We start from the raw sequence: 25,052 nt of genomic DNA, 5'->3' as shown, positions 1-25,052 counted from the left end.
GCGAGAACAAATCGATTGTGACGGCTGGTGCGACTCAGTAGAGTGAGTTTCAAACAAGTCAAAAAAATCACAACGACCGTCATGAGCGCATTGCAGCGCCCAGGCGGAAAAATATCCGGAGACAAACATGAAACCGCTTACCCTCATCGCCGCTCTCGGCGTGCTGGTCCTCGCTCGTCCCGCATTCGCCTCGCCCGACAAACCCGTCATCGCACTTGCGAACGCCTACTACGGCAACACCTGGCGCCATCAAATGGTCGATGCCTTCGATGCCGCCGCCAAACAGGCGAAGGCGGACGGCAAGATCGCCGACTATGTGGTGGTCAACGGCGACGGATCGGTCGCCCAGCAGAACAGCCAGATTGCCGAACTGATCCTGAAGAAGGTCGATGCCATTGCCGTGGACGCCGCTTCCGAGACGGCCCTGAACGGCATCATCCAGAAAGCCTGCCAGGCAGGAATCAAGGTCGTGTCCTTCGATTCGGTGGCGAGCGCGCCTTGCAACTACCAGCTCAATTTCGATTTCACCGGCTACAAGAAGCAGGAAGCCGAATGGGTGATGAAGAAAATCGGCGGCAAGGGCAACGTCATTCAGGTGCGCGGCGTGAAGGGCTCGGCGCCCGACAACGACATGTACAACGCGCAGCTTGCTGTCCTCAAGCAGTATCCGGACGTGAAGGTCGTCGCAACGGTCTATGGACAGGCGACCGCGTCGGTGGCGCAATCGGCCGTCGCCAACGTGCTGCCGAGCTTGCCGCGCGTCGACGCCGTGCTGGGGCAGGGCGGCAGCGACGACTATGGCATTGCGCAGGCCTTCGAACAATTCGGCGGCCAGTATCGCGACAAGATGCCCGTGATCGAGGGCGGCGGCAGCACCGACTTCATCAAATGGTGGGGCGAGCAGACCAAAAAGAACGGCTATACGACGATCTCGATGAACACCACGCCGGGCATCGGCGAGGCGGCGTTCTACCTGAGCCTGGCGCTGGTCAAGGGTGCGCAGCCGCCGAAGAAAATGATCATGCCGGTTGCGACCGTGACACAGGAAAACCTGAAGGACTATCTTGACCGGCCGTCGGGCATGATCGTCAGCCCGACCTACACGCAGGTCTGGGTCGACAAGAACTTGCTGGCGTCCAAGTAGCGCACGGAGCCCGCAATGAACCGCGACAATACGCTGGAACTGCAGGGCCGCGCACGGCTCGTCGTGTCGGCGCGCAATCTCACCAAGGTCTACGGGCCGACCCGTGCGAACGACGACGTGTCTCTTGCGGTGGCATGCGGCGACGTGATCGGTCTCGTTGGCGGCAATGGCGCGGGCAAGAGCACGCTGATGCGCATGCTCTGCGGCGTCACGCCACCCGATACCGGGACGATCGACTTCGGCGATGGCGTCGGTATTGCAGCGGCGTACGACACGGGCGAGGCGCAAAGGCGCGGTATCCGGATCGTCCATCAGGAGCTCTCTTTGTGCGCGAACCTGTCGGTCGCGGAGAATTTTTTCCTCGAGGCGCCGCAAGGGGCGCGAGCGTGGCCCGGTTGGCGCAAGGCGTATCGGGTGCGGGCTAACGAGGCGCTCGACGCTGTTTTCCCGGATCACGGCATCGACGTCGACGCCGAAGCGGGACGGCTTCCAATCGGCGAGCGCCAGATGGTGGAGATCGCGCGCGCAGTGGCCACGCCGGGCGTGCGCCTCGTGATCCTCGATGAACCGACATCGTCGCTCGGCCTCGAACGCAGCCGGCAATTGCGCGCATACATTCACGCGAAGGCGGCGACGGGCCTCGCGTTCATTTTCATCAGCCACAAGCTGCACGAGATCATCGACGTCGCCACGCGCGTCGTCCTGCTGCGAAACGGCCGCCTCGAATGGGCGGGCCCGGCTGCCGACGCGTCGGTCGCGGTGCTGGTGAAGTTGATGGGCGGCGACGCGGCTGTGCTGCGCGAAGCGGCGCAGGAACATCGCGGCGCGCCGGGGGACGTCTGCCTGACCTTGCGGGGAGGCGTGGCGGGCAGTGCGCAGCCGATCGAACTGCGCGCCGGCCAGATCGTAGGGCTTGCCGGCCTGGAGGGCAGCGGGCAAAAAGAGCTTCTGCATCAGATCTTTGCCCCGGGCACACGTGGTGCAACGCATATCGAACGCAAGGGCGCAGCCAGCTTCGTTTCAGGGGACCGGCAGCGCGAGGGAGTCTTCCCCTTGTGGAGCGTGCTCTCCAATATCTCACTCGGAAGCTTCGGTTGCGGCTCGCCGTTTCGCGCCGTAACGAGATCTGCGGAACTGGCGGTCTCCAGGATGCCGGCGCAACGGCTCAGGCTCGATGAGAGCCGGCTGGCATCGGGCATTCTCGAGCTGAGCGGCGGCAATCAGCAAAAGGCGCTGATGGCGCGGGCGCTGGTGTCCGAGGCGCCCATCGTCCTGCTCGACGATCCGACGCGGGGTGTCGACGTCGCCGCGAAGCGCGATTTCTACAAGATCGTCGCCGACGTGGCGCGCGCCGGCCGGCTCGTCGTGTGGCACTCCACGGAAGACCTCGAATTCCTCGAATGCGACCGCGTGCTGGTCTTTGCCGGCGGCCGTGTCGTGCGCGAGCTGGACCGCGATCAAATCAGCGAGCAGACGATTGTCGATGCATCGTTCGTGCAGCCGGGCAGCGCCTCTGCCGACGCCGATACCGTCCGTAAGGGCACGGGCAGGCTTGGCCGGCGCGTCGTCCAGATGGCTCCATTCGTCAGCCTGGCGCTCGTGTTCGCCGCGATGATGATCGCCAATCCGGCGACCGGTTCGGTGTTCGGCCTCGACCTGCTGCTCGGGCCCGCGTTGCCGCTCGTGCTGGTCGCGCTCGGCCAGATGTTCGTGGTGGGCGGCAGCGAAATCGATCTTGGCGCGGGCGCGTTCGCCGGCCTGGTCAATGTGCTCAGCGCGACGTTGCTGTTCCAGCAACCGGCGCTCGGAGTGTTCAGCCTCGTCTGTGCACTGGCGTGCTATAGCTCGCTCGGATGGCTGATCCAGACGCGCCGGATTCCGGCGATCGTGATTACGCTCGGCGCGTCGTTTATCTGGATGGGGATCGGGCACACGCTGCAGCCAACGCCCGGCGGCGCCAGTCCCGAATGGCTGTCGGCATTGTTCAACTGGTCGATCCCGGGCGTGCCGACGTCTCTCGTCTTGATCGTGCTGGCCGGCGCCGTGGCATGGATGCTTGACCGCACACCGCTCGGCGTCACGTTGCGTGCGTTCGGGAACAACCCGTCAGCAATGACACGCGCCGGCTGGTCCGCGAACCGCCATGCGGCCATTCGATACGCGCTCGCGGGAACGTTCATCCTCGTGGCCGGACTTGCATTGACCGCGATCAACACCGCAAGCGACATCAATTCCGGCGGGAGCTACACCTTGCTCGGCGTGGCCGGTGTCGTGATCGGCGGGTGCAGTCTGCTTGGCGGATTGATCTCGCCGCTGGGCGTAGTGGCGGGCGCCGTGGCGCTTTCATTGATCGGCGCCCTGCTGGGCATGCTCAATGTGAGCTCCGACTTCAATGCCGCCGTACAGGGCGTGTTGCTGCTCGTGATCCTCGCGCTGCGCGCCGTTGTCATTCGAAAGGGGAGCGAAGAATGAACCGTCCAACTTCTGCAGTGCTCTCGAACTGGAGCAGGCGCAATCGCTGGATGTGGGCAGCGCTGGGCGTCGTCCTGCTGTGGGTGAGCCTGTCGCTCGTCACAAGCAGCTTCAGTCTCAGCTCGCTCTCGGGCGTCGCGGTGTCGAGTTCGTTCCTGACGCTGTGCGCGCTCGGCCAGATGGCGGTCGTCACCACCGGGCGCGGCAATATCGATCTGTCGATCGCCAGCGTCATGACGCTGAGCGCATATCTTGCGCTGATCGTGATGGGCGGCAGCGACGGGCGGCTCGTGCAGGGCATCGCGGCGACGCTCGCGATGGGTCTGGTCGTTGGTTCTATCAATGCGATGCTGGTCGTGCTGTGCCGGATCCCGGCGATCATCGCTACGCTTGCGACCGGCTACATTCTCGCGACGGCAACCCTGCTTGCGAATCGCGCGATTCCCGGCTTCAAGGTGGCGCCTGCCGTGCATTACGTCGCGACGGGCCGTGTTGGCCCAGTGCCCGTCATTGTGATGGTCGCGGTCGTGGTCACGGGCCTGTTTTCGCTGCTGCTGCGCTACACGGCTTACGGGCGCATGCTGTCAGCGGTGGGGCAGAACGCGCGCGCGGCGCGGCTTGCCGGCGTTCGGGCATCGCTCGTCACGTCCAGCGCGTTTGTCACCAGTTCCGTGCTCGCCGCTTTTTCGGGGCTGGTGCTCGGCGCGTATGTCGGCGGCGCGTTTCTTGAAATGGGCCAGCCGTATCTGCTGCAATCACTGGGTGCAGTGGTGCTTGGCGGCACGTTGATCGCAGGCGGCGCCGCAACGCCGCTCGGCACGCTCTGCGGCAGCATGCTGCTGGTGCTTGTGGTGACCACGATGCAGATCGCAGGACTTCCGCCGGGCGTGCAGGACGTCGTCCAGGGACTCGTGATCATCACGGTGCTCGCGCTCGCCGGCGGTGGCGCCGTTCGCCGGGCGATACGCGCTCGGCCGCCAATGCCTCCTGGCGGCGTCGCGGTGAGAGCGGCGAGCGATTGAGGTCGCCTGATGTCGAAGCTGACGTTTTCCATGCCTGCATCGCTCGAAACGCTCTCAGCGGCAGCCGAACATTGTCTTTACCATTTTTGGAGCACGCAGTGACCGAACGAATCCACGCCACCTACTGGCTTGAAACCGGAGTCGATCCGCAGCTTGCTGCGGACGTGATCGCGGGGGAGCAATCGAGCGGGACCTTTGTCGCGTTGCCCAATGAGACGCCGGAATTGAAGGCGCGCTCGGGCGCGCGCGTCGAGCGGCTCGAGGTGCTCGACAGGGTCGGCAAGCCGAGCCTGGCCGGCGGTATCGAGTCGAAGGTTTATACGCAATGCGCGCTCGAACTGTCGTGGCCGATCGAGAACATGGGGCCGTCTCTGCCGAACCTGATGTCGACCATAGCGGGCAACCTGTTCGAGTTGCGCCAGGTATCGGGCTTGCGGCTGACGGGGCTAAGGCTGCCGCCGTCGTTCGCCGCAGCCTACCCGGGTCCGGCGTTCGGCATCGAGGGCACGCGCAAGCTGGCCGGTGTCGATCATGGTCCGCTGATCGGCACGATCATCAAGCCGAGTGTCGGACTCTCGGCTGAAGAAACCGCACAGCAGGTGCGTGAGCTGGTGGCGGGTGGCATCGACTTCATCAAGGATGACGAGCTGCAAGGCGATGGCCCGCATTGTCCGTTCGACGAGCGCGTGCGCGCGGTGATGCGCGTGGTAAATGAACACGCCGAGCGCACCGGCAAGAAGGCGATGGTCGCGTTCAACGTGACGGGCGATCTCGACCAGATGAAACGGCGTCACGATCTCGTGCTGGCTGAGGGGGGCACCTGCGTAATGGCGGTGCTCAATTCGATTGGCCTTGTGGGTATGCACGAATTGCGGCGCCACAGCCAGTTGCCGATCCACGCGCATCGCGCAGGCTGGGGGTATCTGTCGCGCAGTGCGGAGCTTGGCTGGGACTACGCGCCGTGGCAGATGCTCTGGCGCCTGGCGGGCGCCGATCATTTGCATGTGAACGGCCTGCGCAACAAGTTCAGCGAACCCGACGACAGCGTGATCGCCGCGGCGCGCGCGGTGCTTGCGCCGGTGATGCCGCAAGCGCCTATGCATGCGATGCCGGTTTTCAGCTCCGGACAAACCGGCCTGCAGGCCGCGGATACCTACGCGGCGATCGGTTGTGCGGACCTGATTCATACGGCGGGCGGCGGCATTTTCGGTCATCCGGGCGGAGTTGCAGCGGGCGTGGAGGCGCTGCGCGAAGCATGGGTGGCCGCGATCGAAGGCGTCCCGCTCGAACAACAGGCCGAGCGCAACGCTGCATTGAAGACTGCATTGGAGTTCTGGAAATGACGTGCAGAGGGATGAGTGCAAGTGAAAAGCTCAGGGGAGCGCTGATCGGTTGTGGCTTTTTCTCGAGGAACCATCTGCACGCCTGGAGGGATATCCAGGGGGTCGAGATTGTCGCGCTTTGCGATACGGATAGCGAACGATTAAACGGGACTGCCAAGGATTTCGCTATCGAGCGCATTTACTCCGACGCGTCCAGGATGATCGCCGAGGAACGCCCCGATTTTGTGGATATCGCGACAACGGTGGGTAGTCACAGGCCCCTGGTCGAGATGGCCGCGCGCGCCGGAATTCCGGTAATTTGTCAGAAGCCCTTCGCTTCGACGCTGGACGATGCAAAAGCGATGGTCGACGCCTGTAAAAAGGCGAATGTGCCGCTCATGATCCATGAAAACTTCCGCTGGCAACCGGCGATCCAGGCAGTCGGCAGCGCCCTGGAAAGCGGGGTGATCGGGACACCGTTTTGGGGCAGGGTGTCGTTTCGATCGGCGTTCAATGTTTTCTCGGGGCAGCCTTATCTGGCGGAAGGCGAGCGCTTCATTGCCGAGGATCTGGGGATCCACATTCTGGATGTCGCCCGGTTTCTTTTCGGCGATGTACGCCGGCTAACCGCGTCGACAACCCGGGTCAACCCGTCCATAAAAGGCGAAGACGTCGCGACCATGTTGCTGAACCATGCGTCGGGAGTCACATGCATCGTCGACTGCAGTTATGCCACGCATCTGCCGCAGGAACTGTTTCCCCAGACGTTGATTGAAGTGGACGGTAGCGCCGGTACGTTGCGCCTTTTATCGGACTACCGCTTGCAGCTTCATACCCGCGAGGGCACGTCTGTCGACACGGTCGCGATGCCGGCGCTGAGCTGGATCAGCAGTCCGTGGCAAGCAATCCAGAGCAGCGTCCATGCAATTCAGGGGCACTGGGTCGACTGCCTTCGAGACGGCCGCGAGCCCGTGACCAGCGGCCGCGACAACCTTCAGACACTGGCGCTGGTCGAGGCAACTTATGCGTCGGCTCAACTGCAGAAAGCGATTGAAATCGATGCCTTGTTGAAGACGGATTCATGATGAACGCACAGGTGTTGAGCGACCACGAAGCCTGCTACGGCACCACGCAAAGCCAACCGGCCGCGAGCACGTACACGGTCGGTCGTTGGTCGCTGGATGTGGTGGAGGGCGCGTTGCGCGACATTCGCTTTGACGGCGTTGAAATCATCCGCGCCGTCACCTTCGTTGTTCGGGACGAGGATTGGGGTACCTGTCGTCCATCCATTCATGATTTGAACGTCGGGGAATCGTCTTCTTCCTTTCAGCTGTCCTATTCGGCGGTCTGTACCAACCCGCGTGCTGACTCGCTGTCGTATGAGGTCAACATCAACTGCAGTGCTAAGGGTTTGCTGACGTTTCACGCCAGATGGCGAACGAACGCCGATTTCCTGACCGCGCGCACGGGCTTCTGTGTTTTGCACCCGATAAATGAGGTTGCCGGCGCCGCCGCATCCGTGACTCACGGTGACGGTTCCGTCGAGCATTCGCGCTTTCCGTCATTGATTGATCCGTGGCAACCATTCAAGGACATTCGTGCGATCGAGCACCGGCTGCCAAGTGGTTTGTCTGTCCGGTGCACCTTGCTCGGCGACGTATTCGAAATGGAGGATCAGCGCAACTGGTCTGACGCGTCGTTCAAGACTTACTCACGGCCGCTGGAGTTGCCCTGGCCCTATGTCATGAGCGCCGGGACTACGAGTGAACAAGCCGTCACCATCGAGGTCGTCAGGCAATTGAACGAGCGCATCCCGACGTTGGCCACATTCGACGCAGCATCCCCGGTTCAGCTTGACGTCGCCGTTTCAGATGAGCAAATGCCCATGCTTGGGGTCGCAATCGCGGCAGATGAAGTCGAGCGCGCGCTCAATAATCTGTTGCAACTTGCCGAGCTTGCGCCACAGCGGCTGCTGCTGCAGTTCGATCCTGCGGCCGGCCATGGGCTGGACGAACTCGTATCTTTCGCCACGCTTCAGCGCCAATTGAGCATTCCCGCGACGCTCGAATGCGTCGTGGCCGGTATCGGCGAACCGCGTGAAGAGTTATCGCGCGTAGCATCGATGCTTGCTGACGCAGACTTGACGCTCGCGGGGATATTTGCGACTCCCTCTGTGCATCGCCTGTCCGATCCGCCGGGGAGCGTTCCACGCCGTAGCCCACCTATGGACCAGTTGTATCTGGAAGCGAGACGACTGTTTCCGGGCCTCCGCCTGGGTGGCGGTGTTTATAGTTATTTCACGGAGTTGAATAGAAAACGTCCCCCTTTTGAGCTGGTCGACTGGGTCGCACACGCTACCTGCCCGATCGTTCACGCTGCTGACGACCGCAGCGTGATGGAAACACTTGAGGCCATTCCTCATATCACGCGGTCCTGCCGTACGTTGATAGGTGACAAACCTTATTCGATCGGCCCGATATCAATCGGGATGCGACAAAACCCCTATGGTTCGCGCACCATGCCCAATCCGGATCGCGAGCGCATCGCAATGGCGGGTGACGATCCACGTGACCATGCCCTGTTCGGTGCCGCGTGGCTTGCGGGATACGTCGCTGCGCTGTGCGGTTCAAACATTGAATGCCTCACTTTGGGCGGATTCACGGGGCCACGTGGTTTGATCGGCGCAGCGGGACAACGCTATCCCGTCTTTAATGTTGCTCAGCAGATTGCGAATCGCGCGGGAAAACGAAGACTGATATGCACATCAAATCGGCCTGACCGCGTCGTGGCTTTTGGATCGGTTGATGGAGACGGTGACGCAAGCATACTCGTCGCGAACCTTACCGAGCGTCCGCAGTCAGTCGGCCTGACCGGGCTTGAGCCATTGTCTGTCGCACCGTTCGAATGTCGCGAAATAGCGATCCCAGGGTAAGAAAACAATTGAATCAATAACGCCCGACGCGGTGGAGTCACGCGTTCACACCGCGATTCATGCAGGAATGTCCCGCACCACTTCGGTCAACTTGCCGGAACTGATTTCATAGAAGAAGCCGTAGAGCTTGACGTGCTTCGGCACGGCCGGGCTCGAGCGAAGCAACTTGATGTCATAGTTAAGCGACTCCTCGAAATCCATGATGGCGAGGCTATCGTGATCGAACAGCTTGGAGATATCGGCGTGATGATGATCGTGAAACTCCTCGACGATCAGCTCCGGCGTCAGGGTCGTCGTACCGCAGAACGAATGGTGAACTACCACGACTTTTTGCACATCGAATAGGTAGTCCATTGCCGCCACGGACGCCAGAGCGAAGGCGGCGCGTCCACCAGCGTTGGTCGCGGCAAACAGTGTTCGCGTGGATCCGACTCGGGTGCCATTTTCGTCGGTGATGATTTCTCCCGGGTAGACCTCGTCCCCGAAATAGTCGGCGACGGCCTGCGGGATTTCGACTGCCCGAGGATCAAGGCAGTGAATCACAAGCGTCTTCATCGGGATGGCCTGGTTCGCGCCCTCGAAGGTCTTCATATCGAACCCGGGTAGGTTCCTGTACTCGTAGTCGCTAAACTTGCCCATTTTCTTGCTCCGTTGGTGTGCAACCAGGGCATGGAACATCGCCGCTGTCAGTTACTTGCGAATCCGTCACTTTCAGGGCGTCTTTTCCTCAGACTCGCGGGCGACTGAAGGGGAAGCGGCGACTGTCGCACAGTCGCCCGTGGTTGTTCGCTAGCGATAGCTGGACTATCCATTCGTCCCTGTGACAACTTCTTTCAGTTCCCCCGTTGCGAGATTCAGAACGAAGCCGCGAATGACGATTTCTGACGGCACCCACGGATGAGACCGGAGCTTCAACATCTGCTTCTTCGTTGCTTCATTGACGTCGGTATAGAAGTGGAATTTTGCGGGAGTCACTGCCAACACCCCGGTGCGTTCGTGAAGATGCTTCTCGAACGACTCGTCCGTAAACATCTCGCTGCCGCAGCCCGTGTGGCCGACAATCATGATTTCCTTCACGCCCAGAACGTGAATCGAAAACATGAGCGACCGTACGACATCCTCGGTGACAGCTGTCCCAACATTCCGAATCAGGTCCGCATCAGCGGGTTTGATATCAAAACGTTCCAGCAGTCCATTCATACGAGGGTCCATGCACGTGATGATCGCGACCTTCGGAGCGGGCTTATCCGCCAACGATGGATCGTGGTGCTTTGCACTTGCCTGACTTGAAACGATTGCGTCATCGATCAGACTCATTTGGATGCTCCTTCTGTGCGCTATACGATCGAAATCTTCGATTTCGTCAAAGCGCGGTTTGTCGGCACTCGTTGAAAAACTGTCCGCGAAAGGGGGCAGCGGCCGAAAGATTGGCTCTTGACCGTTGATAACCGCACCTTTCGCTCAAAAAAATACCTTTCTATTTTTAAACGTTCGTAATCCTATATAAAGCATATAAATCTGTTTGAATGCTTTGGTCGGTTCCTGGTCAGCATTGCTCCGGCAACCGCCGAACGCGCTCCAGACGTCTCAGTCGTATTCCGGGATGCTTTGGATTCTGCGCGCGTTTCGACGCTAAAACATCATGTCCCGTGGCAATTCAATTATTCCCATCACTCAACCATGCGTCGGCCCTGCACGCGCGTACGGTCAAGGCGTTCCACGCTTGGCCGAACTGCTGAACCAATCCGGCTTCAAATTTAAAGTTTTTTTTCGTGAACACTTAACGGATATTAAATCGCGCGCGGTTCGACCTTGCGATTCGGGCAGTTCAAATGTTTGCTTGACGCTGCTGCGCTTCCACCTTGAAAACGCCTCGAATTAAAGCTAGTGTGATGAGGCCTTCGGGCCTGCCTGCATCTTTTCGCCTACAAGGTTCGTTCTCACAGTGCCGGACTATATTGACGGTGGGCAAATAGATGTCGAGCCGGGCCAGACAGTGGTTCCACACGGCCCGATCGCTAACTCGCCATCACCTGAGTGCGCGCGGAGCACAAGACATAACGGTTTGACATTACGCGACTGTGTGGTTGCCTGCGGAGAGGAAACATGGCTCGACTGCTATCGGTGAACGTCGGACTTCCACGCGACATGGAGTGGAAGGGCCGCACCGTGTACACCGGGATCTGGAAGACGCCGCTGCAAGGCCGTTGCCGGGCGAGGCGATTGAACCTGGAGGGAGACGGGCAAGGCGATCTGGCGGGTCACGGGGGCGAGCATCGAGCCGTCTTCGTCTACCAGATTGAATCGTATCGTTATTGGCAAGAGCAGTTGAGCAGGACCGACTTCACCTACGGACAGTTCGGCGAGAACTTTACGATTGAAGGCATGCCTGACCTGGATGTGTGCATAGGCGACCGCTACAGGATCGGAAGCGGGCTGTTCGAGGTCACTCAGCCTCGTGTCACCTGTTATCGTGTAGGCATCCGAATGAATGAGCCCCGGATGCCGGCATTACTCACGGCGAGCGGTCGGCCGGGGTTCTACTTTCGGGTCTTGCAAGAGGGCGAAGTGGGTGCCGGCGACGAGATCGTGAAGGTGGGAGGGGTCGATGAGCGAATGACCGTCGCCGAAATCAACGCCCTTTTGTATTCAAGCAATCATTCGCGCGATCAACTGGAGCGCGCATTGCGAATAGAGGCGCTTTCCTCCGGATGGCGCGGGTCGTTCGAGGCGTTGCTGCAGAGCTCCATGAACGGTGCGACGACGGGCAATGCCGGCCTTGCACCCGCAGGGGCCTCCTATCATGTTGCACCGGGCTTTCGACCGCTAAAGGTGACGGCGATCGAGCCGGAAGCTGCAGACGTCCTCTCGCTGACATTCACGAACACAGACGGACAACCACTGCAGGAGGCGCTTCCCGGCCAATACGTAGTGTTACGCCTCCAGCCGGTCGTGGGAGGCCCATCGCTTTTCCGCAGCTACTCGCTTTCGGGTCCACTTTCGACGCAAAGCTATCGGATCAGTGTGAAGATCGAGCCGCATGGTGCGGCGGGAACCTACCTGCGCCAGCATGTCCAGGCGGGCGACGTGCTCGATGTCAGCGCTCCACGCGGGAGTTTCGTTCTCAAGCCGGGAAACGGGCCGGTGGTGCTCCTTAGCGCGGGAATTGGCGCCACGCCCGTTCTGGCAATGCTGCACTCGCTGTCCGCGGCCCGGTCGACGAGAGAGGTCTTGTGGATGCATATGGCGCGCGACGGGGAACATCATCCGTTCGCTGCCGAAGCCTGCCGTCTCATGCTCGCGCTGAGCCATGGCCGCCGCCATATCTGCTATAGCGCGCCGGACTCGCGCGACAAGCTGAATGAGAATTTCGACGCGACCGGTCATCTGTCGCAAGCGATGCTCGATGAAGCGGGTGTCTCCCGAGAGGCGGACATCTATCTCTGCGGGCCACCGCGTTTCATGGCGGACATGAAAGAGGCGCTTGCGAACCTGGGTGTGCCGCCGCAACGGGTTCACGCCGAAATATTCAATGGGGGCGAGTCCTTGAATCCTGGCATCGTCAGCCGCTCGACACGCGCTCCGCATCCGCCCAAGGATGAGACGAACCAGGGTCCGCTGGTATCTTTTTCGCGCAGCGGCATCGCCGCACACTGGAATGCGTCGGCATACGGGAGCATTCTGGAGTTGGCCGAGGCGTGTGACGTTCCGGTCCGCTGGGCCTGCCGCGCCGGTGTATGTCACAAATGCGAGAGCGGACTGATCTCCGGGCCCATCGCGTACCAGCCTGATCCACTCGACCCGCCTCTTGAGGGAAATGTCCTGATCTGCTGCGCCTCGCCGCGGGGTGACGTGGTAATCGACATCTGAGCGGCGTCGCGAGTACGGGGAGGGCAGGCGCCCCTGCCGACGGCTATGCGCGAATCGAGTTTCACTCGCTGCATCCATCGCCCATCCAGCCAATGTTTTCATCAGACGGACACAAGAAGAGGCGAAAAAATGCAGCGTACCGTGAAAGGGCAATCCGGCCTTGACGGATGTACGCGGACTTCAATTGGTACGCGCAAAAGCAGAGTCAATTCCCCGCTGGAAGACAGCCTGAAAGCTATGTTGAAGACCACTCTGTGAAAATCGTCGCGCAGTTGCCACGTCCCCACTAACGGCGAGGTCGTCATACATTTCCGAAGACGCACATCCGGTTTGGAAGATCGCGGTCAATGACAAATAAATGAAAAATCGTTGTGGACTTCCAAAAAATAAATATCGGCTTACGAGTTGGGACAGGGTAGAAATCCTAAGACTTCGCAAAACGTCTGCCCCTTCAATCAAACTCCTTGAGCACACCATGAATAGAATCCTCAGCGTATCTTTGGCTTCTCTTGGCTTTGCCACCGCTTCGGCAGCTTACGCGCAAAGTTCCGTGACGCTGTACGGCATCATTGACGCCGGCCTGATGTACACGAACAACGTGTCGAAGAGCGGTTCGAGTGGCCCCTTGTTCCAGGCGACAAGCGGGAATATCAACGGGAGCCGCTTTGGTTTTCGTGGTGCAGAGGATCTCGGTGGTGGCCTGAAGGCTGTTTTCGTGCTCGAAAACGGCTTCAATGTTCAGTCCGGTAAGCTCGGCCAGGACGGCCGCGAGTTCGGTCGCCAAGCCTATGTCGGACTGGCGAGTAGTCAATATGGCGCGATCACGCTAGGTCGTCAGTATGACTCACTGGTCGACTTCGTTGCTCCATTGTCGGGAACCGCAGGTACGTTCGGCGATACAGGATTCGCACACCCGTTTGACAACGACAACCTGAACCACTCAGTGCGCATGAGCAACGCGGTGAAGTATATGAGCACCGATTACGCGGGGTTCAAGTTCGGCACTCTATATGCGTTCTCCAACTCCACCAATTTTTCTCAGAATCGCGCGTACAGCTTCGGGGCAAGCTACAGCTACGGGCCGTTGAATGCCGCAGCGGGCTATTTGCAGACGAATGGATCGAACAGCTCGACGAACACCGGTGGCGCGATCGACACGGCTGAATCAACTGCCAATGGCACGGGTGGTTTTCAAGTTGGCTCCAATCGAACCCGCATATTTGGCGGCGCCGTGAACTATGGGTTCGGTCCGGCACTCGTTGGGTTCGTTTATACGCACAGTCAATACGTAGGCTCCAACGCGTTCGGTTTGGTGAACGGCACGATGCGGTTCGACAATTACGAATTGAACGGCAAATACGGTTTGACGAGCGCGCTGAGCCTCGGGATCGCAGATACCTACACAGACGGGCACCTGTCTGGTGCGACGGCGTTTGGCGCTGACCCGAAGTTTAATCAGATCAATGCGCAAGTTGTGTATTCGTTCTCGAAACGCACGGATGTGTACGCGGAAGCGATGTACCAGCACGCGATCGGAAAGGACTTTGTCGCGTTCATCAATACCTCGGGTGGGGCTTCGTCGACAGCGAATCAAGTCGTGGGCACAGTCGGGATTCGTACCCGGTTCTAAGTTGATTGATGCGGCGGTTCTGCTATACAGACCGCCGATAGGGGCGCGGATGCCCAAACGGGTAACGGATTGCAGCGCATCTGGCCGCACTCATGCGAGTCGCTCAGGCAAGCGCGCCCCTAAGCATCGCGTATATTTTTGACAGCAAAGTGATCGTTGGCTTCGCTAGCGCCGCCCGGTACTTGTGGTTCGACCAAACCGGTCGGCGCTGAATTACCGTTCTATGCATCCAGGCGATGCAGGATGACCCGATCACCGGTCGCAGGGATCTCGAGCTGCTCGATGGCCCTCGATATACGCTTCCTCCCCAACTCAAAGGCGAGCATAAGTTGCTTGGCCGAGACATCCGCTGCTCCAAGGTATTCGCAAATCGCTTCAAACGGTATCGAGAAGGCACAATAGCCCCAGCCGAAGCCGTAGGCTGAGAACCAGATTGAAGCATCATAAGAAATAGATGCTGTGGTGATCCGAACTGGCTGGATATTCACTATTGACCTCTTCCCAGATGTGATCCGAAGCGCGATATTCGCACATTTCGCTTCAACGCTGAATTTTACTCGCCGGTCGGTTCGGGCCAGCTACGTCGGGAGGTTCGCTTGCTTTCATGGACGCCGCGTCCCGCAAGGCAGAGCGTTACGTCTGGGTGTCGCTACGATTGTTCACTCGGCGTGATCCACCAAAATGTTCGTAGTCCAAAGCAGGACGAATGAGCCTGCCTGAAGGGCGACCCCCGAGGACGCTCGTTTCGGGGTGGCCCGACCTCTTGGGTCCTCTTTAGCAGGGTGCTGAAAGTGACCGTCAGGTATTTGATAGATAAATGCAATCAATCCTTCATGGTGGTGCAGTCGCGCGGTGTGCCGCGGTGTGAGTCGCCGCCGCGCTCCAGGGCCCATGCATCCGGCTCATTGGCGCAAAATGGCACGACTCGTACGAGGGGCGATTTCGCTTACGGGTTCCCACCCATGAACGCAGGAGACAACCATGACTTTTGACGGTTCGGCCATCAAGGCGCTGTTGGACGATGCTGTTTCGAAGGGCGCTGTTCACGGCATTGCTGCGGTGGTAGTTGACCGCAGCGGCCCCCTGTTCCATCACGCGGCCGGCGAGGCTGGCCAGCATGCGATGTTCCGCAATGCCTCGATGACGAAGGCAGTTGCCACTACGGCGGCATTGCAGTTCGTCGAGAAGGGGCTTCTGAGCCTTGATGCCGCGGTCGAATCGATCTTGCCGGAGTTCGGTCAGTTGCAAGTGCTGGACGGCTTCGACGGCGACAAGCCACGCTTGCGCCCTCCTGCCAGCCACGCCACAGTGCGCCAACTGATGACTCACACGGCCGGCCTCAGCTACTTCTTCCTCAATGAAAAGTTGCTGCGCTACCACGACCTGACGGGCGAGCCTCATCCTCTCACGGGATTGAAACGCAGTCTCTCAGTGCCACTCGTCAATGATCCCGGCACTGTCTGGGAGTACGGCACCAACACCGATTGGCTAGGGCTCATTGTCGAGAAGCTGTCGGGACAGGGCTTGGGCAGCTACCTCAAGCAACATGTGTACGAGCCGCTGGGAATGAACGACACGACATTCGCACCCAGCGCCGAGCAGCGCGGCCGGCTGCTGCGCGTGATGCAGCGCCAGACCGACGGCACGCTCGCGCCTTCATCGCTCGACCTGCCGCCAACGTCCGAGTGGGACGCAGCCGGCCACGGGTCTTACGGGACCGCGCAGGACTACGGCCGCTTCGTGCAAGCATGGCTCAACGACGGCGCCGGCATTCTCGAACCGGCGACCGTGCGGTTGGCGCTGCAGAACTACCTCGGGCCAATCAGGCTCCCCGACCTGATGAAGTCCGCGATGCCCGAACTCACGAACGACGTGCCCGCAACGCCGGTGCCACAGGGCTGGGGTCTGGGTTTCCATCTCACGCTCGACGACGTGCCGGGCATGCGTAGCAACGGCACCGCCGATTGGGCCGGCGTCTTCAATTCGTACTATTGGATCGACCGTTCCAGGGGCGTGGGCGGCGTGCTGATGACACAACTGCTGCCCTTCTTCGACATGCCTGTCATCGAGACACTCATTGGCTTCGAGGCGGCGGTGTACCAGCAGGTGGGTGCGGCCGTACCGGCGGCATGACGCCCGGGCACGAGCAGTGAGATCGGGACCGAGCGCATGTGTGCTCAGCATGGTGCGGTCCAGTTCAACCTCGAGTGACTGCTTTCGGCCCGTCAGCTTCGGCTGGAGTTGACCCGGTTTCGTGGACACCTATTTTTGAGAACAGGAGGTCTCCATCATGCAGAGACATTGCACCCTGTACGCGGCGCAATTCCGGGCACGGATGGCCGGGCGTTGGACGGCTGCCATTTGTCATCGCGCCGCAGTCGCTGCCAACTCCGCTGCCAACGCATTACCCAACCAGACTCCTCACATAATTGATCGGTGCATGATCCGCGAGGTCGCGAACCACATTATTTCCCGTTTGCCACGCATATTCGCGCACAAAGTCGGCCCTCGCGGCCAGTTGGTCCGATAGAACGAACTCAGCGTCCGCCTGAGGCTGCAAAGCGCCACTTCGGTCTATGTAGGTCGATGGCCCCACATGAACGTAACCGCCCAGTTCCGGCGGCAGTTCCGTGACCACATCGCAGCAATCGACGAAGCGGGTGATATCGATTCCGTCGAGCGTTTCAACGAATGCCTGGTCGCCGATACGAGGCGATCCGATCGTGATCAGCTTGTCCGGCTTTACAGCGCTGGCAAGGAGCGTGGCGATGGCGGCGCCGAGACTGTGACCGGTCAATACGAGTTGCTTGCGTGCAGCCGAGTTAGTCGATAACCACTGCTTGACCGGTTCGAACACGCTTAGCGCCGCGCGCGCAAATCCCTCGTGTGCGTGCCCGCTGCTCAGCGGCCAGGCTGTCATGCTGACGTTCAGGTCAGTGCCAAGGTCGGTGAGCGAGTTCGGCTCGGTGCCGCGGAAGGCGATCAGCGCAAGGCTATCGGCGGATCTCCAGGCGCCGTAGCCCTGCGTGCCTGTCGGCGTATCGATGAAAGACACAAAGCCATTGAAACCCACCAGGGCGAGCGCGGCCTCCAGACTCGCCTGCTCCGCGCCGCCGTCTTCAAAATGGATATAGGCGAGCCGCGAGAGTTCGGCGCAAAGAGCAGGGAGCTCATAGTGCGCATCCGCCGTGAAAATGGTCGGTCGCAGCTGCGGACTGTAGAGCGCGTCGCGGCTTGCATCATAGGGAATGTCCGGCATGCGTCGCTCCTGTTGTCATGACGAGTGGCTCTACGCAGTACGATTGAAAGCTCAGGGCTTCGGATACACGGTCATGCCATCTTCGTTTACAAACGCTTCCGTCAAATCACCTTCATTCAAGGACAACAATACAAAGCCGTTCTTGACACGGCCCGTATAAGTCAGATCGCCCGCTGGATTGTTCTCGTACCAAAGAACGGCTGGATTCGCGTTCAGCCCTGAGGGTGCGCCGGCAGGAATTGCGCCATGACCGCAACAACGGGGATGGATCGTGCCTCGGTCCGAATAGACAACGCCGGCGTGCTGGTGGCCCCAGTACCACCACACTTCGCGGCCGGCAAAGAGAGGGGCGAGTTGTTTCCAGAGATCGACGGTCGTAGCACCGTCCGTAGACAGGCCGTTGTGATGAGTCAGCAGAATGACTTTCTGATTGGCTGCGTTGTTGAGAAGGCTGGTTACATAAGCGCATTGGCCCGGATCGAGATTGCCGTTCTGATAGAGGTTGATCTCATCCGCGTGATAGGCCGTATCGAGTCCAATAACAAGCCAATCCTGGTTTTGCAACGCGAAGTAGCTGTTCGATCCCTGGGCACTGAACTGCGGGTCTCCGAGCGTCTTGCCGAAATAGCCCTGCGCGCCCGAATACATCTCGTGATTAGCGTTAAGTGCAAAACTTGCTTGCCCGCCTGCGGGCCACAAGCCAAGAAAATTCTGCTGTTCTTCGCCCTGCGTGCCGGCGTAATACACATCACCCAGGTGAACGGTGTAGTCAGGCCGGAGGTTGTTGATCTCGTCCTTCACTTTCCCAGCGCTGCTTGGTTGCCCGTCCGTCCTGTAAGTAATCCCAGTGCCCCAATCACCCGCAATGGCGATAGTCACGGCGCTGCCCATTGCCATGACCGGCGGTGGGTTTGTCGGGAAGGGCGCCTTTTGCGCGGGGGGAAAATGCTCGAGCCAGCATATCGCCGCCTCGGTCCATGCAACATCCAGCGACTCATATTTAAGCGTTCCCACCAGATCACCTTCGCTCGTTACGCTGCTCGCAACAAGTGCGCCATCTTGATTTGGTAATAAGGTGGCGTTTGTTAGAAGGCTTTGTATGTTTGCAAGGATGTGGTGTTGCGGAGAAGAGGTCGTCCGTCCGCTCAGCAAATCGACGGATTGGCTTTGCGCCTGATCGAAAAGCTGGCGGAGCGCCTGGACTTTGGGGTTGTCGTCGGTCCCAATCGCTGCAAGGGCGTTTTGCAGGCGTTGCTGCATTGACTGCAGATCAGACATGTTTGGCTCCAAGTCGTTGATGGCGTCGTTACACCTGAAAGATAACGACCGGGATTTTCGAAATCACCACTAAAACAACGTCGTTGCCAGTTCGAAAGCATAGGTTGCCGAACCGTGTCGGAACAGGATCGTATTAAAAGATTGCTATCCTAACTAATGTATACTCTTTCAGTATTTTACTTACGACGTCGATGCGTGGCATTCCTTACTTGAACATCTGCTTGCGAAGAAAATTTTGGCCAGGTTGAGATCTAACGGATCTGACTAATCGCTCATCTATTGATGCGTTGATTGCTTAAGCCCGATTTTGTGCGTTTTTATTTGATGCACAACCCCTCATAGGTAGGGATAAACGATGATGCAGGCGAAGGGCAGCAGCCGGCGCATGGATGATTACGTGCAATGAAGGCCTACGGAAAGCTTCCGCGCAAGAAAGTCCTATCGTTTGGCAAGATAGTCCTAACGCCTAGGGTCGATGCGCCATACGCTTCGTATGAAAACAGGCGGCGCGAGGACGATGCTGGACGAAGGCGATTTCGAGTCGCGTTGCATCAGCTATGTACATTTCTCGCGGGGGCGAAGCGGGGTGGACTGCAGCGGGGGTAAATAACAATGAAAAATCGTAGTGGTAAGCAAGACCCGGGGGGGCGGCCGGAGGAGTCCTGGAACTATTCCGGCAATCACGTAGCCGCTTTGCTCGAGGACTGCAGCAGAATGCTGACTTACGCGACGGACAAGGGTATCCGCATTTCCAAGCAAGATTCCCAAAATGTGGCGGCAGCTGGACAAGCGTTCGCGCGCGGCAAGTGGACCAACAAAGTTGAGTCAAATCTGTACACGACGAAGAGTAAGCTGGCCGACGCGATCAAGCCGGTTACGACGGAGACGCTTGCCCCGGGAGCATTGCATTGCGCGCGAAAATCCACGCGCTTTTACTTCAAGGCGACGCTCGTGATTGCCGGCATACTCTTGCCGCTGTCGATGGTGGTCTTTGCGAATGCGAAGCTGACGAGCAGTAGTAAAGCGCTAATCGAAGCAAACGATAAAATGGCCGTGACGCTTTACAACGAGCTTGAAGATCATCGCGATAAGATCATCATCCAGAAGCAGGTGCTTATAGCCGCTTCCTCTTCGCCTGCTTCTTCCGCGTCGACTGCACGTGTCGGCAGGACCGCAAAGGACGCCGGTCTTGAACGAATCCCCGTCTGCATGGAACCTTCAGGCGCTGACGGGGCGACGGCCATTAACGTCGGTGCGACGAGCTGTTCTCTGTCCGAGGCTTCGCTTACGAATGGCGTAACTGAACCGGGCATGAATGCCGACGAGATATTGGCCGACACGCCGTCCGCTCTGTTGATCAAAGCGGCGCTTCAGGATTTTGCGCGAAACAACCGGGCGCTCTATGCGCAGACCCGATGGCTAAGCTGGTTGAATCGTGCAGACCTCCGGAATGTGTATGCGTCGCCCTGGATGCTCGACCAAACCACACTGCGAGAGAACCTCGAATTGCGCCTGCCCATTCTCACCAACCCGAACCGGTTGAAGAAGCATGACGTGAGCATGAACGACGAGACAATGGGTCCGGAACATGCAATCGATGACGGCCTGCAAAAGCTCGCCGTGTATCAGGATATCCGCGCGATGGCGCAGGACGCAGAGCGCACCAGTGACATCTTGTGGGCAGCTATAACAACGTACGTCCTGCCGGTGTTGTACGCCGTGCTGGGCTCGTTGGCGTTCATCCTGCGGGACCTGTCCGAGCAAAGCGTCAGCAAGACTTTCCATCCGACCCACGGGAGATTCGTCAATCGCGTGAGGCTAGTGATTGCGGTAATCGTTGGCACGGTGATCGGACTGTTCGATAACTTCTGGCACGACAGTGTCGTCTCTGCGTCACCGCTCGCAATCGCGTTTATTGGTGGATATGCAGCAAACACTTTCTTTGCTTTCCTCGACACGAATTCGTTCCTGGACAAGAGCATTAGCAAGCGCGCCTCAAATGGCTCTGCGCGATAGAAAAAGGCGTCAATGATCTCTCGATCGGAAGGCATATGCCAATGGCGTAGTTCACGCCGCCAGCCGCACCATACTGCCAGAATCTGACAGTATCGACGATTAGACTGAGCTTCCTTTCTTGGCGAGGAGCTCAAAATGAAGTTGGCATCGGTTCGTGTTGTTACCCGGGATATCGATGCGCTGGTCGAGTTTTATCAAAGGCTTTCCGGTATCGAGGCCGTACGTCCGGCCGATGGATTTGCCGAAATACGATTCGAAGGAGCGACGCTTGCGATTTCGTCTGAGCATCTGATCAAGCTTTTCAATGTGGGTGCTGCCACTGCGGCTGCAAATCAATCGGCGATCCTGGAGTTCGAAGTGGAGGACGTTGACGCTGTGTTCGAACGGATGAGTGCGTCCGGGACAAACATCGTGATGCCGGCGACGTTGATGCCGTGGGGCAATCGCTCGCTCTTGCTGCGCGACCCTGACCGTAATCTCGTCAACATATTTTCTCGTCCCAAGCGTTGAGGAAACCTGCCGTCGCGACTGCCCGCCGCGTCGATGTTCGTTCGCGAACGGCCGCTCATCGTGCAGGCACCAATCGGCACACCTGGGAAGACTGAGGTGTGCCCGGTCGCCTTGCCGCCGTGAATCGACCTTTGTGAACGCGATGCACACACATCTGAATTAACAACAATTGACAAATACCCAACCCCTTTCTGCTGTTCAATGCGCGATGTTGCACAAAGCAGGTAACACCCAGTAAGGTTTCCGCGCTCGTTTGTTCGGCTAGCCACATTCACAAGATAGCCTGCTTGTTAAATTCCGCCCGCTTACAAAAAACAAACAACGGGGCGGTCCATGTCAAATCCAGTTCGTTCGCGGGCGATCTCGCTTGCACCATCACTGCTGCTGATTCCTTTTCTCCTGAGTCCCATTGCGGCGGCAGCAGCATGTGCCGTGAACGGCCTCGATACGGTTTGCAATTCCAAATCGCCGAACCCATGGACTTCGACCATCGGCACAGGTCCTGCTCCGGGCAATAACAATCGAACGGTCACTGTCCTGAACGGCGCGACGATTTCCACGCAAGAAATATCGGCGATCAGCCTTGCTGACCGCGCCAAAATCACGGTTCGCTCGGGCGGCACGGTCACCAGTTCCGCGGTTGGAGCGTGGGGCAACTATCGCACCGGCGTGAACACCATCGAGTTCCGGAACAACGGGACGCTGACCGTTCAAGCCGGCGGCAAGGTGCTGTCCACTGGCACTGAGGACACTGCCGAGGCCGTCAACGTGCAAGGCCATGGCAACGTCATTACCAACAACGGCTTGATCCAGGCGATCAATGCCCGCGCCATCTGGTTCCAGAACGACACCGGCACCAACACGGTCATCAACAACAAAACCGGTGTGATCGAGTCGCCCGGCAGCGTGATCGGTTCGACCGCCGACGCGCCTGTGCATTTCACCAACAAGGGCACGGTTATCGGCGATATCGACTTCGCGGGTGGCGACGACGTCATGCGCATCTACACCGGCTCGTCGGTGTCGGGCTCGATTGACGGCGGCGCAGGCAATAACCATTTGTTCCTGAGCGGACTCGGCGTGGACACGCTGACGGGCAACATCGCCAACTTCCAGACGCTCACCAAGACCGACGCGGGTACGTGGACCGTCAACGGCATCCCGGTCGACGTGCAAAGCGCGGAAGTGGCAGGCGGCACGTTGATCCTGACGGGCGATAACAGCACCTACACGGGCCAGATGCTCGTCGATGCCGCCGGCACGCTCCAGGGGCGGGCGCAGAGCCTGCCCGGCGCGATCACTGATAACGGGCTGGTCCGCTTTGCGCAGACCGATGACGGTACCTACGCGGGCTTGTTGAGCGGCACGGGCTCAATCGAGAAAACCGGCGCGGGCACGCTGTTCCTTGCGCCCGCTGCAACCGGCGGCAACACGTATTCGGGCGGCACGCTGATCACGCAAGGCACGCTGAACATTGCAGCTGATAACGCATTGGGCGCGGCCACAGGTGGTCTCACGTTCAACGGCGGCACGCTGCAACTGAACAACAATCTCGACCTCGCGGCCACGCGTGCGATCTCGATCGGCGACAACGGCGGCACGATCGACACGCAGCAATATTCATCGACGCTCTCGCAAGGGGTGACCGGAACCGGTTCGTTGACCAAGCTCGGTAGCGGCATGCTCACGATGAACGGCGTAAGCACCTATGGCGACACAAATGTGCTGGCGGGCACCCTCGCGGTCGGCGATGCACAACACAACCTGGCAAGCATTGGGACCGGCACGACGACCGTTGCTGAAGGCGCCACGCTCGGCGGTTTCGGTACTGTAGTGGGCTCTGTGGTCAACGCGGGCACGATTGCGGCGGCAAACGCATTGCCGGCTTTCTCGGCATCGTCGACGGGCACGTTCACGATCCACGGCGACCTCACCAACAACGCCACGATCAACCTGGCGGCTGCGTCGGGCGTGACGGGCAACGTATTGAATGTGAGCGGCAACTACGTGGGCGGAACCAACGCACAGTTGATCGTGAACACTGTGATGAACGCGGGCGGCGCGGCGTCCAATCAGTTCACCGACCAACTGGTCATTGGCGGCAACGCGACCGGCAGCACGCTCGTGACGGTGCGTCCAAGCGGCCTGGGCGCGCTGACGGTTGGCGATGGCATCAAGATCGTCCAGGTGAACGGCACTGCTGCCGCCACGGCCTTCCATACGGCTGCACCGGTTCAGGCTGGGGCGTACCAGTATCTGTTGTATCAAGGCGGCTCGGGCCGTCCCGAGGATTTCTACTTGCGTTCGTCGCTCGAGAGCGTGCCTCCGGTCACGACACCGCCGGTTACTACCCCTCCGGTTACAACGCCCCCGGCCACCACGCCGACCAATCCTGGAGCGGTCGTTACGCCGGTGACGCCGATCCTGTCCGCGGGCACGCCGGACTCAACGCCCACAGCCCCGTCCCAGCCGTCGGTCATTGCATACCGTCCCGCTGTGGTCGGCTACACCATGACGCCGTCGCTGAACCTCGACTACGGTTTCTCGATCATGAGCCGGTTGCATGAGCGTGTCGGCGATGTCGCGAGCCTCGAGAATGCGCAGGGAACATACGGCAACGGCGTGTGGGGACGTATCGGCGGGCAGAGCCTGAACGCCAACTCGGGCGATCGTTTCTCCGCCGATGAACGCACGTTCTTCGCGCAGTTCGGCAAGGACTGGACGCTCTCCACGAACCCGGCCGGCGGCAGCACGCATGCAGGGGTCACGGTCACCATCGGCTCGTCGTCGGCAACCTTCGAGGACAGCGCGCGCAGCCTCAATCCGGCGCTGACGAACGCAACCGGCTCAGTCGAAACGCAGGCGCAATCGCTTGGCGGTTACTGGACCAAGTACCTGAAAGACGGCAGCTACTTCGACGCCGTCGCGCAACTCACCCACTATCGCAACAAGTTCGGTGATGTGTACGGTGGCGGCGCTTCGCAAAACGGCGTTGGCACGGGTCTGTCCGGTGAAGTGGGCAAGCCGTTCCTGATCGGATCGACAACCATCGCGATCGAGCCGCAAGCCCAGTTGATGTACCAGTACCTGCATCTGAATGGCTTCGACGATGGCATCTCGCCAGTGTCGGGCACATCGAGCAACGCGTTGCGTGGACGGGCCGGCTTCCGGATCTTCAAGGCGAACCTGACCAACGACACGAAGACGGGAACAGCAACACCTTACTTCACCGCCGACGTACTGCACGATTTCCTGAACCCGGGTAATACAGCAGTGGATGGCGCGTCGTTCAACAGCGGTCTGTCGAAGACCTGGTATGAAGTCGGCGTGGGTGTCACCACGAGCATGAGCAAGTCCTCGGAGATGTACGCCAACGTCAAGTACTCGCGCAACATCGGCGGTGATTATCGTCAAGGCGTGTTCGGTCAGGTCGGGTATCGATACAGCTGGTAAGCACTGCGCGCCAGGTTTGTTGTTTTAGTTAAACCCGTGTCAGGAAAGCCGTTCCCGGCAAGTGTTCATCGCATTGAACATGCGTATTGAAGGGGCTTCCTGACACTCTGACGTGCTGTGCACGATAGGGCGCAAGCGTTGCTG

General features: G+C 59.6%; 17 protein-coding genes. 12 read left to right on the top strand and 5 right to left on the bottom strand.

The annotated features are described in order from the left end of the window. Positions 1 to 127 precede the first annotated feature (127 nt). The 6 genes from ACSOSP_RS31330 to apnL all read left to right on the top strand — a co-directional run bounded on the left by ACSOSP_RS31330 (position 128) and on the right by apnL (position 8,892). Entirely contained in the window at positions 128 to 1,144 is a 1,017-nt protein-coding gene (locus ACSOSP_RS31330) for a substrate-binding domain-containing protein (RefSeq protein WP_455312427.1), read from the top strand. A gap of 15 nt (positions 1,145 to 1,159) precedes the next feature. Continuing rightward, positions 1,160 to 3,616, top strand: coding sequence for an ATP-binding cassette domain-containing protein (locus tag ACSOSP_RS31325; RefSeq protein ID WP_455312426.1), 2,457 nt, complete (start codon positions 1,160 to 1,162; stop codon positions 3,614 to 3,616). Beyond that, the gene (locus ACSOSP_RS31320) at positions 3,613 to 4,638 is read left to right on the top strand and encodes an ABC transporter permease (RefSeq protein WP_455312425.1); all 1,026 of its coding nucleotides are present in this window, start codon (positions 3,613 to 3,615) and stop codon (positions 4,636 to 4,638) included. Before ACSOSP_RS31325 ends, ACSOSP_RS31320 begins: the two co-directional genes overlap by 4 nt. A 98-nt stretch (positions 4,639 to 4,736) precedes the next feature. After that, entirely contained in the window at positions 4,737 to 5,981 is a 1,245-nt protein-coding gene (locus ACSOSP_RS31315) for a ribulose-bisphosphate carboxylase large subunit family protein (RefSeq protein WP_455312423.1), read from the top strand. Positions 5,982 to 5,992: 11 nt separating this feature from the next. Continuing rightward, the gene (locus ACSOSP_RS31310) at positions 5,993 to 7,045 is read left to right on the top strand and encodes a Gfo/Idh/MocA family protein (RefSeq protein WP_455312422.1); all 1,053 of its coding nucleotides are present in this window, start codon (positions 5,993 to 5,995) and stop codon (positions 7,043 to 7,045) included. Further along, the gene (gene apnL, locus ACSOSP_RS31305; RefSeq protein WP_455312420.1) at positions 7,042 to 8,892 is read left to right on the top strand and encodes a D-apionate lactonase; all 1,851 of its coding nucleotides are present in this window, start codon (positions 7,042 to 7,044) and stop codon (positions 8,890 to 8,892) included. Before ACSOSP_RS31310 ends, apnL begins: the two co-directional genes overlap by 4 nt. Before the next feature lie 57 nt (positions 8,893 to 8,949). Here the strand turns inward: apnL and ACSOSP_RS31300 are convergent, their stop codons facing one another. Both ACSOSP_RS31300 and ACSOSP_RS31295 read right to left on the bottom strand, forming a co-directional pair. Then, positions 8,950 to 9,570: a carbonic anhydrase gene (locus ACSOSP_RS31300; protein ID WP_455312419.1), complete on the bottom strand. Its 621-nt coding sequence runs from the start codon at positions 9,568 to 9,570 to the stop codon at positions 8,950 to 8,952. A 126-nt stretch (positions 9,571 to 9,696) separates the two neighbouring features. Then, positions 9,697 to 10,209: a beta-class carbonic anhydrase gene (locus ACSOSP_RS31295; RefSeq protein WP_455312418.1), complete on the bottom strand. Its 513-nt coding sequence runs from the start codon at positions 10,207 to 10,209 to the stop codon at positions 9,697 to 9,699. A 789-nt stretch (positions 10,210 to 10,998) separates the two neighbouring features. On the opposite strand from ACSOSP_RS31295, the gene ACSOSP_RS31290 reads away from it, so the two are divergent. Further along, positions 10,999 to 12,762, top strand: coding sequence for an MOSC domain-containing protein (locus ACSOSP_RS31290; protein ID WP_455312417.1), 1,764 nt, complete (start codon positions 10,999 to 11,001; stop codon positions 12,760 to 12,762). A gap of 475 nt (positions 12,763 to 13,237) precedes the next feature. Beyond that, positions 13,238 to 14,392 carry a porin gene (locus ACSOSP_RS31285; RefSeq protein ID WP_455312416.1) on the top strand — a complete coding sequence of 385 codons (1,155 nt, stop codon included), beginning with the start codon at positions 13,238 to 13,240 and terminating at the stop codon, positions 14,390 to 14,392. 221 nt (positions 14,393 to 14,613) lie between these two features. Here ACSOSP_RS31285 and ACSOSP_RS31280 read toward each other — a convergent pair whose 3' ends face one another. Beyond that, on the bottom strand, positions 14,614 to 14,880 hold the full coding sequence (locus ACSOSP_RS31280; RefSeq protein WP_455312415.1) for a hypothetical protein: 267 nt from the start codon (positions 14,878 to 14,880) through the stop codon (positions 14,614 to 14,616). A 493-nt stretch (positions 14,881 to 15,373) separates the two neighbouring features. Between ACSOSP_RS31280 and ACSOSP_RS31275 the strand changes: the two genes are divergently transcribed. Further along, positions 15,374 to 16,525 carry a serine hydrolase domain-containing protein gene (locus tag ACSOSP_RS31275; RefSeq protein ID WP_455312414.1) on the top strand — a complete coding sequence of 384 codons (1,152 nt, stop codon included), beginning with the start codon at positions 15,374 to 15,376 and terminating at the stop codon, positions 16,523 to 16,525. Between the two features lie 271 nt (positions 16,526 to 16,796). Here the strand turns inward: ACSOSP_RS31275 and ACSOSP_RS31270 are convergent, their stop codons facing one another. After that, complete coding sequence (locus ACSOSP_RS31270) at positions 16,797 to 17,651, bottom strand: lipase family protein (RefSeq protein WP_455312413.1); 855 nt, start codon at positions 17,649 to 17,651, stop codon at positions 16,797 to 16,799. 51 nt (positions 17,652 to 17,702) lie between these two features. Beyond that, positions 17,703 to 18,929, bottom strand: a complete 1,227-nt coding sequence (locus tag ACSOSP_RS31265; protein WP_455312412.1) for a metallophosphoesterase family protein — start codon at positions 18,927 to 18,929, stop codon at positions 17,703 to 17,705. Positions 18,930 to 19,643: 714 nt separating this feature from the next. Between ACSOSP_RS31265 and ACSOSP_RS31260 the strand changes: the two genes are divergently transcribed. The 3 genes from ACSOSP_RS31260 to ACSOSP_RS31250 all read left to right on the top strand — a co-directional run bounded on the left by ACSOSP_RS31260 (position 19,644) and on the right by ACSOSP_RS31250 (position 24,908). After that, on the top strand, positions 19,644 to 20,945 hold the full coding sequence (locus tag ACSOSP_RS31260) for a hypothetical protein (protein WP_455312411.1): 1,302 nt from the start codon (positions 19,644 to 19,646) through the stop codon (positions 20,943 to 20,945). A 135-nt stretch (positions 20,946 to 21,080) separates the two neighbouring features. Beyond that, a complete protein-coding gene (locus ACSOSP_RS31255) occupies positions 21,081 to 21,455 on the top strand; it encodes a VOC family protein (RefSeq protein WP_455312410.1) in 375 nt (124 codons plus the stop codon). A gap of 333 nt (positions 21,456 to 21,788) precedes the next feature. After that, positions 21,789 to 24,908 carry an autotransporter family protein gene (locus ACSOSP_RS31250; RefSeq protein WP_455312409.1) on the top strand — a complete coding sequence of 1,040 codons (3,120 nt, stop codon included), beginning with the start codon at positions 21,789 to 21,791 and terminating at the stop codon, positions 24,906 to 24,908. Positions 24,909 to 25,052 lie beyond the last annotated feature (144 nt).

It is taken from the genome of Caballeronia sp. KNU42, assembly GCF_053760385.1.
Note: the sequence above shows the minus strand (reverse complement) of the source record. Positions and strands in the feature narration are given on the sequence as shown.